Below are 18465 nucleotides of genomic sequence, written 5' to 3'. Positions count from 1 at the left end.
TGTAAACGGAGTTATGGAGTTACTCGGATGATTGTCCTTATTTTATAAACTGAATTATAAAATGTAGAATTGGCTTAATTGCCCCAGTTGAAATTTGGCGTATTGCCTATTATGAGGTGTTTAGATGAAAATGGAATCTGGAGATTTTGTAATGCCTGGTGACTTTTTAAGTGTAAGTGAACAGTTCCTGCCAGGCCAAGGAGCATACGAAGATGATGGCAGTGTGAAATCAGGTGTTCCTGGAAACGTATTGATTGATGAAGATGAAAAGGAAATCTCTGTAATATCAAAATCAGGCGGTCCAAACTTATTGAAAGTTGGAGACATTGTATATGGTGAAGTGAAAGATGTACGTGGCCAAAGAGCTTTAATAAGCATTTATGCTAAGAAAGGAACCAGACGTGAATTGGCTCTTCCTTATTTGGCAGCTATTCACATTTCCCAAGTGACTCCTGGTTATATAGACAAGCTAACTGACGCTTTCAGAATCGGAGATTTGATTGAAGCGAAAGTTGTAAAGATTATGGGAGACAACCTTGACTTGAACACAGAGGACATCACTTCCGGTGTTGTGAAGGCTATGTGTACCAGATGCAGAACCTTTATGGATCCTTGCAATGAATCCGAAGTTTACTGTCCGGTATGCGATAGAAAGGAAAAAAGAAAAGTTTCTAAGAATTATGATTATTAATTTCATTAATTCTTATAATTTTTAAATTTTTTATATTAATTTAATTATTAAATTCAATTAATTCAAATTTGTAAATTTTATTGTTGATTGCTCATTTAATTTTTAAGGAAAAGATAACATGGAAATTGAAGTTGTAAAAGATACCAAATTAGAACTCGAAATGATTATTCACGGAGAAAACCACTCTCTTTGTAATGTTTTAAGAAAATATCTCATGGAAGATAGTGATGTGGAATATGCGGTTTATGGTATTGACCACCCACTTACCGGTGAACCTATCATGACCATCAAAACCAAAAGAACAAAAAGACCAAGAGACTCTCTTTTAAGAGCAGCTCAAAGATTAAAAGAAGAAACCGCTGAATTCAAAGAATTGCTTGAAGACATTTAAATTTTTTATTTTTCTTCAATTCTTTTTTTAATTATTTTTGTCTTTTTTTATTTAGTTTCAATATTCTTTTTTTATAGATTTTAAATTAATTTTTAGCTATTTAATCTGTTTAGGGGTGATAAGATCAAATATAAAATTCCATCATTGACTGTTGACATTTTCATTTTCAATGAAGATAATGAATTCATACTCATCAAAAGGAAAAATGATCCATTTGAGGGCCATTGGGCATTGCCTGGAGGCTTTGTGGATTATGGTGAAACTACTGAACATGCCGCAATTAGGGAAGCTAAAGAGGAAACATCAATTGATGTCAAATTAGTCAAACTATTCAATGTCTACTCAGACCCAGACCGTGACCCAAGAAGGCATACAGTATCAATTTGCTATTTGGCTAAAGGCAATTTTGATGATGCAAAGGCAGCTGATGACGCTAAGGATATCGGTGTATTTTCATTCGATTGCATTAAAGAAAAAAGACTTGCATTTGATCATGAAACAATTCTCAATGATATAAAAAAATATTTAGAAGAAAATTAATTTTTTCTTATTCTTTTATCTTTTTTTTCAATATAATTTTCACAAAAAATTTCAAAATTTTTTTATTTTTTATAAAAATTTTTCATAATAAAATCTAATAAAAAAATAATCAATATTCACATAATATCTTTTAAAAAAATTATAAATTTTTTACTATTTTTCAATTTACTAGCTATTTGTTATTATTATTATTTTTTAATAGATTTTTACAATTTTTCTTAATTTTTAGGCATTTTTTACCCTATTTTTAAATTAAGTTTAAATACTATGACTTAATAAACTTAATTTATAAGTATATAATATTATATAATAATTAATCATTTACGAAATTTGAAAAACTTAAATTTTATGATTTTAATTAAGTTGAATTGTTGTATGTAAGGTAAATGTTTTCGATTATAATTATTGGAGATTATAATCATTTTCGCTTTGTTCTATTTGATTTAAAAATTTTTTAATTTCGGTTTTTCAAGACTAATATTTATTGGAGATGAATTTATGGAATTTTGTCCAGATTGTGGAGGTATGATGCTTCCTTTTGAAGAAGTTATCATTGAAGAGGACAAGAAAGAAGATGGTGAAGACCAGGAAGAAGTAACTAAGAAATATTTGAAATGCAATTCCTGTGGGTATAAGAAGGATTTGTCTGATGAGGTAAAGGAAGAGTATTCCGTTGAGAAAAAGGTGGAGACCGAAGATACCGTCATCATGAGAGGAGATGAAACCGGTATGAAATCCACTGTACGTGAAATCTGTCCTAAATGCGGACATGACCGTGCTTCCTATGAATTGCTTCAGACCCGCAGTGCAGATGAGGCGCCAACCCGTTTCTTCACTTGTGAAAAATGCGGGCATAAATGGAGAGGATATGATTAATCTCTAATCATTTTTCAATTTGTTTTAATTTATTTGGTTTGGTTTTAAATTAATATTTATATTTATTATTCATTTAATCGTATTTATAGCGATTTTACTAAGGGTATTATGGTGTGTAAATTATGATGAGTGAGTATCCTTAGTATTTTTAAGTAAGGAGATAAAATGACTAATTCAAAAAATAGTAATTTGGAAGACGTTTCCAAGGGAAACGATGAATCAGCTCCCGGAGCTAAAGATTCCACTTCTAATAAAGAAACTAGATTTACTAAATCCAAGTCCATCTCTGAAGTCTTTAAGGAATTGGAGTTTGAAGATGACGAATCTTATGAAACTTCCAATGATTTTGAAGATGATGTTGATGAGATCATACCTATTCATAATGAATATAGGGATTTAGAAGAATCTGATGCTTTTGATGATGAGTCTATTGAAGGAGGAGTAATCCTCAATCCTGATTTGGACGATTCAACTGAAGCAAATGTTAGCGAATCAGCTGGCGCTGATTTGAAAGAAAATACTGATTCTATAGATGAAGCTGAAGATGATTTCAGCGATTCATTTGATGATGAAATCGATTCTGATGAAGATTCATTTGTCGCTCCAAAAGACAGTGATATTGTATTAGCAGATGAGGATGTGGAAGAGAAAATTGGCAAATCTTCTGCTCAAGGCGTATTGATAAACGATAAGAATAAATCTCCAGCTATTCCGGAGAGATCTTTCGATATTTTTGATTCATCCACACTTTTGACCATTGCCGGTTTCATTGCAGGTTTGGCAATTCTGATTATTGGAATAAGCTATTATTTCTCAAGTTCCGATAGGGTTGTGGACAACGTTTTATCAGGTGAAACCGCAGGACTTGCCATATTCCTGATTATTATCGGACTTATTATTATCGGATTTTCCTTATTGAAGTTCTTCTCTTCTTCAAAGTCTTCGTTGATTATCGATACCTTCAACAGCATTAAAAGTATCGATTATGATGAAATAAGCGAGGACGGTCTTACTCGTGAGGACTTTGATGCCATTTTTGGCATGTTCAAAAGAAATAAAGATTCTAATTTTTCCGACGACGGCGATGATGACAAATCTGTTGATTCCTCTAAAGATTTATTTGAGAAGGAAAGTGAAGAGAAACTTTCTGAGGAAGAGATCAATTCCTTATATTCCGATTCAAACCTAAGGTCTCAAAAAAATCAAACTTCTTTTAAAGAGCATGAAAATGCCGATTCAGCAGAACTTTCAGATGACAACGACGATGAAGTTGATGAGATTATTCCCATTCATTCCAGATTGAACAAGCAATCTGAGGGTTCCGATTTGGAAGACAAATATTCAAAATATGATTTCGATGAGGATGATGAAGAGGAATTCGATTTGGTTTCAGTTGATGAAGAGGATATTCCTTATGACGATTCCAATTTAGCTGAAGAAGAAGGTGTTGTTGAGGAAATTGTCGACGAGCCTATTCATGAGGAAATTGAAGAGGAAGTCATTGTTGAGGAAGTTTTTGAAGAGCCAATTGAAGAACCGATTGAAGAGGAAGTCGTTATCGAGGAAAATTTCTCTGATTCTGATGTTGAAGCAGAAAAAGACGATGGATTGGAAGACAAATATTCAAAATATGATTTTGATGATGATTTTGATGATGTAGAAGAATCCCGCCCTAAACCTGAATTCAAAAAATCCGTTGATCTTTCAAAATTTGAAGAACAGCCTTTAACTGAAGAGGAATTGGCTGAAAAGGAAAGAAAGGCTCGAGAATTGGAAGAGAAAAAAAGAAGAATAATTGAAGGTACCAATTTTGACAATAGTTTAAGAAAACAATAGTTTTTCTTAGCTTTTCATTTTTTTTCTTTGCAGATTTTTTCTTTGATTTTTATATTTCATCATTTCTATTTTTCATTCATTTAGTCTATGTGCTCAATCTTTCCCTAAATTTTTCTATTTTTTTATCATTTATTTGTTGAAAATTTCTAAAAATTTTTAAGTTTTGATTAGATTTATAAATGATTAAATACTTATATAATATTATAATAAAATATACAAATTTTATTAAATTTTACAGATTTAAAAAAAATAAATTATGCATTATTTTTATAAAATAAATAATCAATGCTTAAAATTAAATCAAGAGTTGATTTTTAATGTTTAAAGCTGAGTTAAGTGATTCAAGTATTTTAAAAACCAGTTTTGATGCTATTTCATCAATTGTTGATGAAGTGCAAATCCAAACTGACAGTGAAGGTTTTCGTTTAGATGCCTTAGACCGTAGTCACATTACCTTTGTTCATCTTGAACTCAAATCCAGTTTATTCGATGAGTTCATTTGCGATGAACCGGAAAAGATCAATGTTGACACTGATGAGTTAATGAAAGTATTGAAACGTTCCAAAGCCAATGACCGCGTATTGATGTCATTGGATGAAGGAAATCTTATTCTCACCTTTGTTGGTGAAGCCACAAGAACCTTCAAGATCAGATTAATCGATATAGAATACGATTCTCCTGCACCTCCTTCATTGGATTATCCTACAGAATTCGAGATTCCTTTCACTCTCTTGAAGGACTCAATTCAAGACATGGATATCTTCTCTGACAAAATCACTTTAATGGTGGATCAGGAAAACTTCTATGCATCTGCTGAAGGTGAGTTTGGAGATGCAAACATCGAATATTTACATGGTGAAAAAATAGATACCAAAGCTAAATCCATTTTCTCTTTAGAAAAGATCAGAGAAATGCTTAAGGCGGACAAATTCTCTGAAATTGCAACCATCTGTCTTGGAAATGACATGCCATTGACCCTCAGTCTCAAGATGGTGTCTGAAGACGGGGAACTCAGTTTCCTTCTCGCTCCAAGAATAGAATCTGAAGACTAAATCTTTAGCTGGAATAAATTAATTTTTTCAAATTAATTTATTTATTTATTTTTTTTAATAGCAATAAAGCTATTTACACCATTCTTTTTATACATTATAACTTTATTAGACGATTAGCATTAACTAAAATTTTTAGTTTCTTAAGTTTTGGCGACTTTATTTAAAATCAATGATTCTTATGCAAGGCGACTTTTTTCAAGTATTACGCAGGGTTCAAAAGGAAGAACGTAATAAGTCCTCTCTAGCTAGAGTGGATAATGATTTCTATAAGCAATTGCGTGATTACATTAAAGACTTAGAGCGTTCTGTAGCTAGCGATCCTTTTGGAAATGAGCAATTGTTATTGAATAATGCTCAAAGGATTGCAACTGAAATCTGTGAGCTTAGGGAATCCAAGATCACTAAAGCTGCCAACAACAATATCTACAGATCTTTTCTTTTGTTTAAGAAGGACAATCCTCAATTTGACTTACTGGATACAACTCCACTTAATCTTACAGATGAGGAGGAAACCCTATATTTCTCACTTATGGATGCCCTTAAGAATCACAGATATAGAATTTCTCTAGATGAATACAGTGAAGATGGTTCCGTTGATGTGAGTTATGAGGAAGATGAAGAGGACTTCGATGAGGATGAGGAAACCAGTTTTGTAGAGGATTCATATGAATCCAGCAGTTCTGTCGAAGATGAAACTGAAATTTCTGAAGACTTGGAAGATGAAATCTCCACAGCTCTCGGCGAAGAGGATGAAGTCTTGAATAGATTGAATCAGATTAAGGATGCCAAGATAGTTACCGATGAGAAATATGAAAATATTGACAAGCAGGTAGCCAATCAGATGTATCCTGGTCAAGGCAGTGAAGAGAAAACTCAAGAGATTGAAGAGGAGATAGAAGAAACACCAGTCTTCGAAGAGCCAAAAGAGGAAGTTCAAGCTGATGCTCAAGAGGAAGAGATTCAATCCATTGAAGCGGAATCTAAAGATTCAGGATCTTCAAGTAGTTTGGATGATATCTTCAAAAATCCGGATAGTCAATTCGTGGATTTGGATAAATTGGAACCTAATTATGATGATGACTTCTATGATTCAATAGCTGCAGAATCCAGTTATGCTGCTCCAAGCGAAGATGACTTCAATATGATCTTTGCTAAGCCTAAAAAGCCTAAACCTGAAGAGGTTCAAAAACCGGATATTAAGGAAGAGAGCTCACCTAAAATGGGATCCGACCAATCCCAATTAGGATTTTCAACCGGACTGGATGCAAAGGAAGAAAAACTAGAACCTGCTGATGGTTTCGCTAAACCAATTGATGATATTAAAGTAGATAATGCTCCTAAAAAACCAGTTGATAGGACAATGGGAGGATTATTTGCCAGAGATGAAATAGAAAATGCCACTGTTGTAATTAGTGAAGACGTAGGTGAAATGGTAGGAATTGACGGAAAGGTCTATGGTCCTTTCGTAGCAAATGATGTTGTCATCTTGCCAAATATTACCGCCCAAATTCTCATTGATAACAAGAAGGCAAGCTTAGTGAAATATTAAATTTTTATGTCTGCCATTCAGGAATAGAATAAAATTTTTAAATTTCTATTCATCAACTCTTTTTATATAAAAATTATATAAATATTACAAAGATTTATATATGGATAATAATCATATATAAATAATGTATCTATAATAATATGATATTTTCTTATTTTAAAATATTTTTTTAATTATTAGATTACAAGATTTACGCTTTGTTAAATCTTTTTTTATAGTTTTTAAAACTTCGATTTAGTTTATCCTATGTATGGATAGGGAAAATATTCAATGTAGAAAGATAAAAATATTTTATATAAGAATCTGTAGATGCTCTCATGCTTGTAGGAAACTGAAAGATGTTCTTATCAGTATGTTATAATTCATCCTCATGCTAAATGGAAACCTAAACAGTTCCAAGTGGTTTGTTGTAATTAGATATATTATTGAAAAAAATCTGTTAATTAAGTTCTAAAAGTCTTTTAACAGAGAAAATTATTAAAGGTGAAGAAAATGAAAATGCCTAAGGAAAAAAGAACTTACTGTCCACATTGTAAAAGACACACTATTCATGAAGTGCACACTTCCAAAAAGAGAAAAGCTAGTGAATTAAAATGGGGACAAAGACAATTCAGAAGAGTTACCGCAGGGTACAGAGGTTATCCAAGACCATTACCAGGTGGTAACAAGCCGGTTAAGAAATTAGATTTAAGATACAAATGTAAAGAATGTGGAAAATCCCACATCAGAAAATCCTTCAGAGTAGGAAAACCTGAATGGGTATCTAACTAGGTGATTTGTATGGCAAGTAATGGAAGAGGAAACTTTTTAAGAGTCAAATGTTTAGACTGTGACAACGAACAAATCATTTTCGATCGTGCAGCTTCTGATGTAAAATGTATCATCTGCGGTAAAACCATCGTTAAATCCCGTGGTGGAAAAGCTAAAATCATGGCTCACATCGATGAAGTTTTAGATTAAGCTTAAAATTATTAATAATTGTTGATTTAATTGCATTTGCAATTTTAAATTATCCAATTATTATGTGATCTTAGAATAAAGATAAGTATTCATTACTTATCTAAACTGTTTTTATTTCGGTGTTTTAATTGGTAAGAAAAAGTCAAGAATGGCCAGATGAAGGAGAGCTTATTGTAGGAACCGTCTACAAAGTCGTTAACTATGGCGCATTTGCTAACTTGGAAGAATACGCAGGCAAAGAAGCTTTTATTCATATTTCTGAAGTTTCTTCTGGTTGGGTAAAGAATATTCGAGATCATGTAAGAGAAAATCAAAAGATTGTTGCTCGTGTTTTAAGAGTTAATCCTAAAAAAGGTCATGTGGATGCTTCCTTGAAAAGAATCAGGGAAGACCAAAGGACTAAGAAGATCCAACAATGGAAGATTGAGCAAAAGGCTGAAAAATTCCTGGAATTGGCTGCAAAATCTTTGGATAAGGACTTGGATACCGCTTATGATGAAGTGGGTTACGAGCTTATGGATATCTTCGGAGATATCTATGGCGCATTTGAAAGCGCTTCTGAAGAAGGGGCAGAAACCCTTACTGAAGAGGGAATCAGTCAGGAATGGGCTGATGCCATAACCGATGTTGCTGTTAAGAACATCCAGCCACCTGAAGTTCACATCAGCGGTTATGTAGATATCAAGAACTACAACCCAGATGGGGTGGACGTTATCAGAGAAGCCCTTATGGCAGCGGAAGCTGAAAATATTGAAGTTCAATGTGTTGGAGCTCCTCGTTACAGGATCACTGTAACTTCTACAGATTATTTGGATGCTGAAAAGCAATTGAAAGAGGCAGCTGAAAAGGCTATTGCCATTGTAGAGGAAGCAGATGGTACCGGAGAATTCTTACGTGAAATTGAAAATTAATAGTGAATCAGATGAAAATGAAAATGAAAAAGTGTCCTGTTTGCAATATTTACACACTTAAATCTCAATGTCCGAATTGCGGTGGAGAGCTAAAAGTAATCTACCCGCCTAAATTTTCAGTTGAGGACAAGTATGGCAAATATCGCAGGCAATTGAAAAAAGAGATGCTTAATAAGGAATAATGAGAGTTTTTCAATTAGCAATATACTGTTAGTTTAAAAACGATTATTCTATTTCTTCTCATTTTTAGATTACGATTATTAAATTATTTATCAAATGTTCTTGAAGGGTGATCTTATGAGAACAACTCAATTTAAGGTATTAGAAGAAGTTAAATTAGATAATCCTATATTTATTGAAGCGCTTCCTGGAATCGGTCATGTAGGAAAATTAGCAATTGACCATGTCATTGACGAATTGGATGCCACTAAATTTGTAGAGATCTATTCTCCATACTTCCCTCCACAAGTTCTCGTTGGTGAAGGTGGAGTCATTGAAGACATGAAGAATGAGATGTACTACTTGAAGTCTGCTGGTGCAGATGAAAGGGATTTCATATTTTTAGTGGGAAATTGTCAAGGATTGTCACCTGAAGGTCAATATGAGCTTTGCGGATCTGTACTTGATTTCGTTGAATCATTAGGCGCTAAGGAATTGTTCACTTTAGGTGGTCTTGCTACCGGCCAACCTGTAGAGGGTACAGAAGGCCGTGTTTTAGGTGCTGCCACTGATGAAGAGCGCATCGAAATGCTCAAGGAAGCAGACATTGAAATCAGATCTGCTGATGGTGGTATCGTTGGTGCTTCTGGTTTATTCTTAGGTTTAGGCAGACTTAGAGGCATGAAAGGAGCTTGCTTAATGGGTAAGACTCCAGGATATTTCATTGATGCTGAAGCGGCTGAAGCAATTTTACAAAAATTAGCTATTTTAGTCAAGCTTGAAGTAAGCACTGAAGAGCTAGAGGCAAAAGCTGAAGAGATTCGTGAAATGATCAACCAAGCTCAACAAATGGAACAGGAAATGCTCCAAAGGGCAATGGGTCAACCGCAAGCGCAACAGCCTCAAGATGACCTCAGATACATAGGTTAATTGAACTGTAAAATTTTAATTTTAATAGCTATTCAGCTATTCTTTTTTTATTTATTTTTATAATTTTTTTATTACATCCTATACTATTTTTTCATATTTCTTAATATTGTTCTATTATGATAAAACTATTTTTTAAATAATTTTTTATACTTTGTAAAATAGATATAATAAAGTATTATATATACATTGAAATATGTATAATGAATTTATTAATAATCAAAAATTATCAAATTAAAATTTATCTATTTACTTTTTAAAATAATTAGGAATGATATTATGCTTCAAATTGCAGTTACAGGTAAACCGAATGTAGGAAAATCCTCATTTTTTAATTCAGCCACTGCATCACAGGTGGAAATGGCAAACTATCCATTTACAACCATAGATGCAAACAAGGCTGTTGCTCATGTTATCAGCGAATGTCCATGTAAGGAAATGAATGTCACATGCAACCCACACAACTCCCAATGCATTGACGGTACAAGATTGATTCCAATAGAACTCATTGATGTGGCAGGACTTGTTCCAGGAGCTCACGAAGGTAAAGGTCTGGGAAACAAGTTCTTGGATGACTTGATGCAAGCAAAAGTATTCATTCATGTGATTGATGCATCAGGAAGCACTGATGCTGAAGGAAATCCAGTCGACCCAGGGTCACACGATCCATTAGATGACATCGAGTTTTTAGAGCATGAAATCGTCATGTGGATGTATGGAATCGTCAGCAAGAACTGGGTAAGACTTATCCGTAAGGTTGAAGCTGAGCATTTGGACTTTTCCAAAGTCATTTTTGAGCAATTATCCGGTACCGGTATTTTAATTGAAGATGTAATTGAAGCATTAAGAACTGTAGATCCTAATTACAGCAAATGGGAAGAGGAAGACCTTATTGAATTTGTAAGAAATCTCCTAAACATAGCAAAGCCATCCATAGTAATTGCAAACAAGGCAGATTTGCCTACTGCAAGGGAAAACATTGAAAGAATGAAAGAAAAGTATCCTCGTGTAATTGCAACATCTGCAGAATCCGAGCTTGCGCTTATGAACGCTACAAGAGCAGGATTGATCTCATACATCTCTGGAGATTCAAGCTTTGAAATTCTTGAAAAAGACAAATTGAATGCAAATCAAATCAAGGCATTGGAATACATTCAAACCAATATCCTTGATGTTTATGGCAGCACTGGCATTCAGCAAGCATTGAACACTGCAGTATTTGAGCTATTGAACATGATTGTTGTCTATCCGGTTGGAGATGAGCACAAGCTTACAGACCAAAAGGGAAATGTTCTCCCTGATGCCTTCTTGGTACCTAAAGGATCCACTCCTCGTGAATTTGCATATATCATCCACACAGATATCGGTGACAAGTTCATGCATGCAGTAGATGCAAGAAAGAATATGAGAATTGCAAGTGATTATGAACTTCAGGATAGAGACATTATTAAGATTGTAACTCGTTAAAGGTGATAGAAATGATGCATCCACGTCCAAGTCCAATAGCTGCTTCCCTTTACACTTTAAGGGACTTAAATGCTGATGTAATTATTATGCACGGTCCTCATGGCTGTTGCTTTAGAACAGGAAGGCTCCTTGAAAGTGATGGAGTAAGAGTTGTAACAACAGCTATGGCTGAAAACGATTTTATTTTAGGAGCTGCAGACAAGCTTGAGGAAACATTGCAGGAAGCTTATGACACTTTCAATCCAAAATTGATTGGTATTGTTGGAACATGTGCAAGTATGATCATTGGTGAAGACCTCAAAGAACCTATTGAAAAGTTAGGTCTTGATGCGGTTGTCATTCCTGTAGAATCCCATGGAGGATTCGGTGAAGGAGACAATACAGAAGGAGCTATTGCCGTTTTAAATGCTGCAGTTGAATGCGGTGTAATCCCACAAGAGGAAGCAGATAGGCAGAATGAAATGCTAAGGCTTGCGACAGTTGTGGAAAAGACCCGTGGTATGGCACAAGGAAAATATATAAAACCTAATTTCGGTGACAGCAAGGAAAAGGTTGCTAAGATTATTGTAAAGGCAATTCAAGAAGGAAAGAATGTTGCATTTGTCTTGAATGCCAAAAAGGAAACTTCATACCTATTTGCAGACATCTTGAATTGTGATTTCTCCAAGCTGTTTGATGATGCTGATTCCAATAAGGATATTGAAAATCTTCATTTCATTGCAAACTTGGATGAAAACATAGGTCTTCCAAGAATCAGACAGCATGCAGTAAACATTACAAAAGAACTCAATGAAACTGGAATCGACATTGAATGCATTACTGGTGGACTTGACGAATATCCAATCACTCCAAGAAAGGCAGAGGAATACCTTAAGGAAATCAATCCTGACTTGGTCATTGTAGCTGGTGTTCCACATGCACTGTATGTAGAGGAATTGGACTGTGAAACCATTGCAGTTACAGACGGTCCAAGACTTGTCCAACCACTTAATGAATTGGGCTACTCACATGTGATTGCTGAATTAGATGCTCATTCTAAGACATTAGGTGTAGATGAGATAGTTGATTCTGACTTTGGTATGATGATACGTTCAGTTATTGAATGGGAGCTTGAAGAAAATTAATATTTAATTATACAACTATCATTTTAATTAATCGTTATTTTAATTTAGATTATAGAAAAATTTTTACTAAAAATAGTTTAATATATTAAACTTAAATTTGATAAAATTTTAAAATTTGCAGGTAATTTTATGATTACAATTATTGATTATAAAAGTGGAAACTTGAGAAGCATTTCCAACAGTTTTAAAAAGATAGGTGCTGAAGCAATCATAACAAGCGATCCAAGTGAGATTGCCAATGCAAAGCATCTTGTTCTTCCAGGAGTAGGTGCTTTTGGAACAGCTATGGAAAACATTGGCCCATACAAGGATGTAATATACGAGCATATTGATGATGGAAAGCCATTTTTAGGTATTTGCTTAGGTCTTCAAGTATTGTTGACAACTAGTGATGAAACCCCTGGAGTGAAAGGGCTTGACATTTTCAAAGGTCATGTTGAAAAGATTCCTGAAGGGAGAAAAATCCCTCATATGGGATGGAATCAATTGAAGCAAGTGAAAGAATGTCCTATTTTAGATGGTGTAGATGGCAAGGATTTCTATTTTGTCCACTCATATCATGCGGTCCTTGATGATGATGAGAATTTGTCTGCAGTAGTTGACTATGGTACTGACTTGACTGCATCTGTTTCAAAGGACAATGTATTTGCAACCCAGTTCCACCCTGAAAAAAGTGGAGTTCCTGGATTGAAGATACTAAAGAATTTTGTTGATTTGGAATAAAATTTTTTATTCAACTTCTTTTTTTTATTTTTTTTACTTCCATTTTTCCTTTTTTTCTATTTTTTACACTTAAAAATCAAATATTATATACTGAATAAGACAAATATAATTATATAAAGATTATAAAATTATTAAATTATTTTCTAAAATCTTTTTTAATAATTTTAAAAAAATTCTAAGATTTTTAAGTGGAGATTGAAATGATTTACTCAAAGGAAATTGAAAATATGTGTCCTGTTCATAAGGGAGCGGATCATGGTCCTGCACCAATACCTGAAGAGGGTCGTTGGGTAAAATCCAAGGAAATAAGTGACATTTCTGGACTCACCCATGGTATCGGATGGTGTGCGCCTCAACAAGGATGCTGCAAATTGACTTTAAACGTTAAGGAAGGAATCATCGAAGAGGCATTGGTGGAAACCCTTGGATGTTCAGGTATGACTCATTCTGCAGCTATGGCTGGTGAAATTCTTGTCGGCAAGACAATCCTTGAGGCATTGAATACAGACCTTGTCTGTGATGCAATCAACACAGCCATGCGTGAACTGTTCTTGCAAATTGTTTACGGAAGAACCCAATCTGCATTCTCAGAAGGAGGACTCCCGATTGGAGCTGGACTTGAAGACTTAGGAAAAGGTCATAGGTCCCAAGTTGGAACAATCTATTCTACAAAAGTGAAAGGTCCAAGGTACTTGGAACTTACAGAAGGCTACATCACTGAAATAGGTCTTGATGAGGATGATGAGATCATCGGATACAAGTACATCAATATGGGTGTAATGCTTGACCTTATAAAAGAGGGTGTAGAGCCAATGGAAGCTATTGAAAAGGCAAGCGGTCAATACGGCAGATTTGAAGATGCTGTAAAGAAGATTGACCCAAGGAAGGAATAGGAGGAATAATTATGAGTTTATTTGAAAGTTATGAAAGAAGAATAGATCAAATTGTTCCTGTTTTAGAAAAGTATGGCATGAAAGACCTTGAAGAAGCAAGAGACATTTGTTTGGAGAAAGGTTTCAATCCATATGATATTGTAAAAAGTGTACAGCCAATATGCTTTGAAAATGCTTGCTGGGCATACACTCTTGGAGCTGCAATAGCTATTAAAAAGGACTGCAAAAAGGCAAGTGAGGCTGCAACTGCAATCGGTGAGGCATTGCAGGCATTCTGCATTCCAGGAAGTGTGGCAGATGACAGAAAGGTAGGTCTTGGTCACGGTAACCTCGCTTCAATGTTATTAAGTGATGAAACAGAGTGCTTTGCATTCTTGGCAGGTCACGAAAGCTTTGCTGCAGCAGAAGGTGCAATCGGTATTGCAAACTCTGCAAACAAGGTCAGAAAGGAACCTTTAAGAGTCATCTTGAATGGTTTAGGTAAAGATGCGGCACTCATCATTTCAAGAATCAATGGTTTTACTTATGTTCAAACTGAATTCGACTACTTTACAGGAGAAGTTAAGGTAGTTAGAGAAAAAGCATATTCCGATGGTGAAAGAGCAAAAGTAAGATGCTACGGTGCCGATGATGTAAGGGAAGGTGTAGCTATCATGCACCTTGAAGGTGTTGATGTTTCAATTACAGGTAACTCAACCAATCCTACAAGATTCCAACACCCTGTAGCTGGAACATATAAGAAGGAATGTGTCCTTGAAGGCAAGAAATACTTCTCTGTTGCTTCAGGTGGAGGAACCGGAAGAACCTTGCACCCAGACAATATGGCAGCAGGTCCTGCTTCCTATGGTATGACAGACACTTTAGGAAGAATGCATTCAGATGCTCAATTTGCCGGTTCAAGTTCTGTACCTGCCCACGTGGAAATGATGGGACTCATAGGTATGGGTAACAACCCTATGGTAGGTGCGACAGTTGCTGTGGCAGTTGCTGTAGAGGAAGCTCTTAAATAGTTTAAATAATTTTAAACTATTTTTTCTTTTTTTATTTTTTATTTTATCTTTTCGCTGATTTTATCAATAATTATTTAAATATTCTCTTAAAAAAAATATTATTATGATTTCATTTTTTATTTGTTTATTTGCATTAATTTTATCTTATGTAATATATGGTCATTTTTTAGAACATATTGTTGGAGTGGATGAAACCGCCGAGACACCTGCTTACAGATTAAATAATGGGGTGGATTATGTTCCTATGAACAAGTATAAGCTATTGCTAATCCATTTTCTGAATATTGCAGGTTTAGGTCCTATATTTGGAGCCATTCAAGGTGCTTTATTCGGCCCCGCTGCTTTTTTATGGATTGTACTCGGAACCATTTTTGTAGGTGGAGTTCATGACTTCTTCTCAGGGGTTATGTCTGTTAGAAAAGATGGTTTTTCCATGCCAGCAATTATCAGCGAATATTTGGGAGAGACAGTTCGTAAATTCATTGCTTTTGTAATAATCGTCACTGGCATTCTTGTGGCAGCTGTATTTGCAACAGGTTCTGCAGATCTACTTTCAAACTTAACTCATGTTGACACATTCATTTGGTTAATCGTTATTTTTGCATATTTCCTAATAGCTACATTATTCCCAGTTGATAAGATCATTGGAAAAATCTATCCGATTTTTGGATTCTTGTTTTTAATAATGGCTATTGTTCTTATTGTTGCATTGCTATTCAATCCAAATTACACAATTCCTGAATTTACAACCGGTGGACTTTATTTAACTACAAAATCAATATTCCCTTACTTGTTTGTAACCATTGCGTGTGGTGCAATTTCTGGGTTCCATTCATCCCAATCACCTATTGTTGCAAGATGTATGGAAAATGAAAAGGATATGCGTTTAGTATTCTACGGTGCTATGGTTGTAGAAGGAATCCTTGCTTTGATTTGGGCAGCTATTGCTATGTCTTTCTTCCATGGGCAACCTCAATTGGCGACAATATATGGTGCTACACCAGGAGTTGGTGTTAGTGAAATGGCTCAAACTTTAGTTGGACCTATTGGGCTTATTTTTGCAGTGATAGGTGTAGTGATCTGTCCGATTACCACTGGGGATACCGCTCTTCGTAGTGCGAGAATAACAATTGCAGATGAATTTAAATTGAATCAAAAGAGATTTACTTCAAGACTTCAAATAGCATTGCCTTTATTCATATTATCATTCCTAATAACCTTTGTAGACTTTACATTGATTTGGAGATATTTCGCTTGGGCACAACTCATTACAGCAGTTGCAGTCTTATTGTCAGCCACTGTTTATCTGATGGATAATAGGAAGCATTTCATCATTACATTTGCTCCAGCTATTCTTTGTACAGCAATTGCTATAGCTTATATTCTGCAAGCCCCTGAAGGACTTGGATTGGATTCAAATATAGCTAATATGATTTCTGTAATCGGTACAGCAATCATAAGCGGATACTTTATTTACAAGTGTAAGAAATAAATAATCTATCAATCTGAATTGGATTTTTAATTTTTTCTATATTTTTATTTTTTATTTAATTTTTACACTATTTTTTTACTTTTTTTTTAAATTTTAAATTCATAAATAAAAACTTATTAATTTGTTTTGATAAAGTAAGTTTATGGGAATATTTTCATTTTTTAAGAGAGATAAATCTGAAGAAAAAAAGAAAGAAAATAATGCAGCAGAGTCTCATATTGAAATCAATAGAGAGAATTGCAAAGCTTGCCAGAGATGCGTTTCAGTCTGTCCAAACAACAGCTTTCTCATTGTTGATGGCAAATCATCACTAAAGGAGGATTACATTTGCAGAGACTGTAAGGTCTGTGTTGCAGCTTGCCCGAATGAATGCATAAATTTTGTTAATTTCAATTCATAATTAAAAATTGTTTTATATTAAAATCATTAATTAAATTAAATATTATCTAAAATGGTGTAAAAATGGATATAGAAGGTTTTGTAAGAGGAAGACTTACCAAAGGTGAAGATGAAGATGAGCTTAAGTCAATCCTTGCAGAAAGAATAAGAGAATTCAAGGATGTTTCAGAGGAACATTCCATATTGATGGCCGAAAGCGTCATTGATGAAGTCAAGATAACCATGGAGCTTAACAACACTGAAGATGAGTTCTTGAGGGACATCATCACTGTGCCAAAGGCTAATGTCGGCATGGGAAAGATGGGTGTAGGTTCCCGTGGTGCAGGTGACTTCTTTGTACACAGAAAGATTGCAGAAATCGTCAAAAGTACAAACACTGAATCTGTAGTCGACCCTAATGCTCAGGATGACGGTGGAGTGGTAAAGGTTCCTGCCCCTGGAGACAATGTTTACATAACCACTGCTGTAGATGGTATCCACTCAAGACTAAGTGAATATCCATTTTTAGGAGGATTCCATGTAACCCGTGCAACCTTAAGAGATGTCTGTGTAATGGGAGCAGATCCAGTGGCTATCCTAAGCGACTTGCACCTTGCCGATGATGGTGATATCGGCAAGCTCTTTGACTATACTGCAGGTGTCTGTGCAGTCTCTGAGCTCATTGACGTTCCTCTTGTTGCAGGAAGCACATTGCGTGTAGGTGGAGACATGGTTCTCGGTGACAGATTGGTAAGCTGTGTTGGAAGCGTAGGTGTTTCACAATACCCTCCAACTGCAAGAAAAGGAGCAAGCGTTGGGGACATTATCTTACAGACTGAAGGTGCCGGTGGAGGAACAATAACTACAACCGCACTTTATAACGGTTACTTTGATGTTGTATGGGACACAATGAACATCAGTTTTGTAAAGGCTTCCAAAGCATTGTTTGAAGCAGACCTTGTCAAGGATGTCCATGCGATGACTGATGTGACAAACGGTGGGCTCCGTGGAGATGCTCATGAGATTTGTGAAACCACTGGTGTAGGATTGGAGTTCTATCATGACAAGATTAAGTCTACTGTTGCTCCAAATGTGCTTAAGATGTTGGAAGACTTAGACATTGACCCTCTTGGTGTTTCCACTGATTCCCTTATGCTTATAGTCCCTCCTGAAATTGCCGAGGATGTTAAAAAGGTAGTTTCCGATGTTGGAGTATACATTACAGAAATTGGTAAGGTGGATGATGAAGGCACTCCAAGACTCGTTAAGGAAGATGGATCAGTAGAAAAGCTAGTGCCTCTATTTAGGGAAGCTGCATATACCAAAATCAAGAAATTGGTTGGGGATACCACTCCTGAAGACTTTGAAATCATGAAGGACAAGGTTCAAAAGGCAGCTGATAATTCCATCAAGAAGAAAGAAAGGGTTATTGATTACATATTATCAAATAACAAATAATTTTCATTAATTTTTTAAATTTTAATTT

The 18465-nt window shown here is 35.0% G+C and carries 20 protein-coding genes; all 20 read left to right on the top strand.

The genetic code is table 11. The features are described 5' to 3' along the window. Positions 1–124 precede the first annotated feature (124 nt). The 20 genes from IJE13_RS00485 (at position 125) to IJE13_RS00390 (ending at position 18437) form a co-directional block, all read left to right on the top strand. Entirely contained in the window at positions 125–691 is a 567-nt protein-coding gene (locus tag IJE13_RS00485; protein WP_292775767.1) for an exosome complex RNA-binding protein Csl4, read from the top strand. 118 nt (positions 692–809) lie between these two features. Next, complete coding sequence (locus IJE13_RS00480; RefSeq protein WP_292775764.1) at positions 810–1082, top strand: DNA-directed RNA polymerase subunit L; 273 nt, start codon at positions 810–812, stop codon at positions 1080–1082. A gap of 123 nt (positions 1083–1205) precedes the next feature. Beyond that, positions 1206–1622, top strand: a complete 417-nt coding sequence (locus IJE13_RS00475) for an NUDIX hydrolase (RefSeq protein WP_292775829.1) — start codon at positions 1206–1208, stop codon at positions 1620–1622. A 498-nt stretch (positions 1623–2120) separates the two neighbouring features. Further along, the gene (locus IJE13_RS00470; protein ID WP_292775761.1) at positions 2121–2498 is read left to right on the top strand and encodes a transcription factor S; all 378 of its coding nucleotides are present in this window, start codon (positions 2121–2123) and stop codon (positions 2496–2498) included. Positions 2499–2663: 165 nt separating this feature from the next. Continuing rightward, on the top strand, positions 2664–4334 hold the full coding sequence (locus tag IJE13_RS00465; protein ID WP_292775759.1) for a hypothetical protein: 1671 nt from the start codon (positions 2664–2666) through the stop codon (positions 4332–4334). A gap of 317 nt (positions 4335–4651) precedes the next feature. Further along, positions 4652–5386: a proliferating cell nuclear antigen (pcna) gene (gene pcn / locus IJE13_RS00460; RefSeq protein WP_292775757.1), complete on the top strand. Its 735-nt coding sequence runs from the start codon at positions 4652–4654 to the stop codon at positions 5384–5386. Positions 5387–5564: 178 nt separating this feature from the next. Further along, entirely contained in the window at positions 5565–6935 is a 1371-nt protein-coding gene (locus IJE13_RS00455; RefSeq protein WP_292775754.1) for a hypothetical protein, read from the top strand. Positions 6936–7427: 492 nt separating this feature from the next. Further along, on the top strand, positions 7428–7706 hold the full coding sequence (locus IJE13_RS00450) for a 50S ribosomal protein L44e (protein ID WP_012954983.1): 279 nt from the start codon (positions 7428–7430) through the stop codon (positions 7704–7706). Between the two features lie 9 nt (positions 7707–7715). Further along, on the top strand, positions 7716–7895 hold the full coding sequence (locus IJE13_RS00445; protein ID WP_012954984.1) for a 30S ribosomal protein S27e: 180 nt from the start codon (positions 7716–7718) through the stop codon (positions 7893–7895). A gap of 128 nt (positions 7896–8023) precedes the next feature. Next, the gene (locus tag IJE13_RS00440; protein ID WP_292775747.1) at positions 8024–8806 is read left to right on the top strand and encodes a translation initiation factor IF-2 subunit alpha; all 783 of its coding nucleotides are present in this window, start codon (positions 8024–8026) and stop codon (positions 8804–8806) included. 11 nt (positions 8807–8817) lie between these two features. After that, positions 8818–8988 (top strand): RNA-protein complex protein Nop10, encoded by a 171-nt coding sequence (locus IJE13_RS00435; RefSeq protein WP_292775745.1) that lies wholly within the window; start codon positions 8818–8820, stop codon positions 8986–8988. 115 nt (positions 8989–9103) lie between these two features. After that, on the top strand, positions 9104–9895 hold the full coding sequence (locus tag IJE13_RS00430; protein WP_292775742.1) for a proteasome assembly chaperone family protein: 792 nt from the start codon (positions 9104–9106) through the stop codon (positions 9893–9895). Positions 9896–10171: 276 nt separating this feature from the next. Then, positions 10172–11359 (top strand): redox-regulated ATPase YchF, encoded by a 1188-nt coding sequence (locus IJE13_RS00425; RefSeq protein WP_292775738.1) that lies wholly within the window; start codon positions 10172–10174, stop codon positions 11357–11359. A gap of 14 nt (positions 11360–11373) precedes the next feature. Beyond that, positions 11374–12483 carry a Ni-sirohydrochlorin a,c-diamide reductive cyclase catalytic subunit gene (gene cfbD / locus IJE13_RS00420; protein WP_292775826.1) on the top strand — a complete coding sequence of 370 codons (1110 nt, stop codon included), beginning with the start codon at positions 11374–11376 and terminating at the stop codon, positions 12481–12483. 129 nt (positions 12484–12612) lie between these two features. Beyond that, entirely contained in the window at positions 12613–13206 is a 594-nt protein-coding gene (gene hisH / locus IJE13_RS00415) for an imidazole glycerol phosphate synthase subunit HisH (RefSeq protein WP_292775736.1), read from the top strand. 200 nt (positions 13207–13406) lie between these two features. Then, positions 13407–14099, top strand: coding sequence for a hypothetical protein (locus IJE13_RS00410; protein WP_292775734.1), 693 nt, complete (start codon positions 13407–13409; stop codon positions 14097–14099). A gap of 11 nt (positions 14100–14110) precedes the next feature. Beyond that, positions 14111–15109 (top strand): GGGtGRT protein, encoded by a 999-nt coding sequence (locus tag IJE13_RS00405; RefSeq protein WP_292775732.1) that lies wholly within the window; start codon positions 14111–14113, stop codon positions 15107–15109. A 103-nt stretch (positions 15110–15212) separates the two neighbouring features. Further along, complete coding sequence (locus IJE13_RS00400; RefSeq protein WP_292775730.1) at positions 15213–16601, top strand: carbon starvation CstA family protein; 1389 nt, start codon at positions 15213–15215, stop codon at positions 16599–16601. Between the two features lie 142 nt (positions 16602–16743). Beyond that, entirely contained in the window at positions 16744–17001 is a 258-nt protein-coding gene (locus IJE13_RS00395; RefSeq protein WP_292775727.1) for a 4Fe-4S dicluster domain-containing protein, read from the top strand. Between the two features lie 62 nt (positions 17002–17063). Beyond that, the gene (locus IJE13_RS00390) at positions 17064–18437 is read left to right on the top strand and encodes an AIR synthase-related protein (protein ID WP_292775724.1); all 1374 of its coding nucleotides are present in this window, start codon (positions 17064–17066) and stop codon (positions 18435–18437) included. Positions 18438–18465: the final 28 nt, after the last annotated feature.

The sequence above is a fragment of the Methanobrevibacter sp. genome, from assembly GCF_017410345.1.
Lineage (GTDB): Archaea > Methanobacteriota > Methanobacteria > Methanobacteriales > Methanobacteriaceae > Methanobrevibacter.
This window is presented reverse-complemented; position numbering and strand designations above follow the sequence as displayed.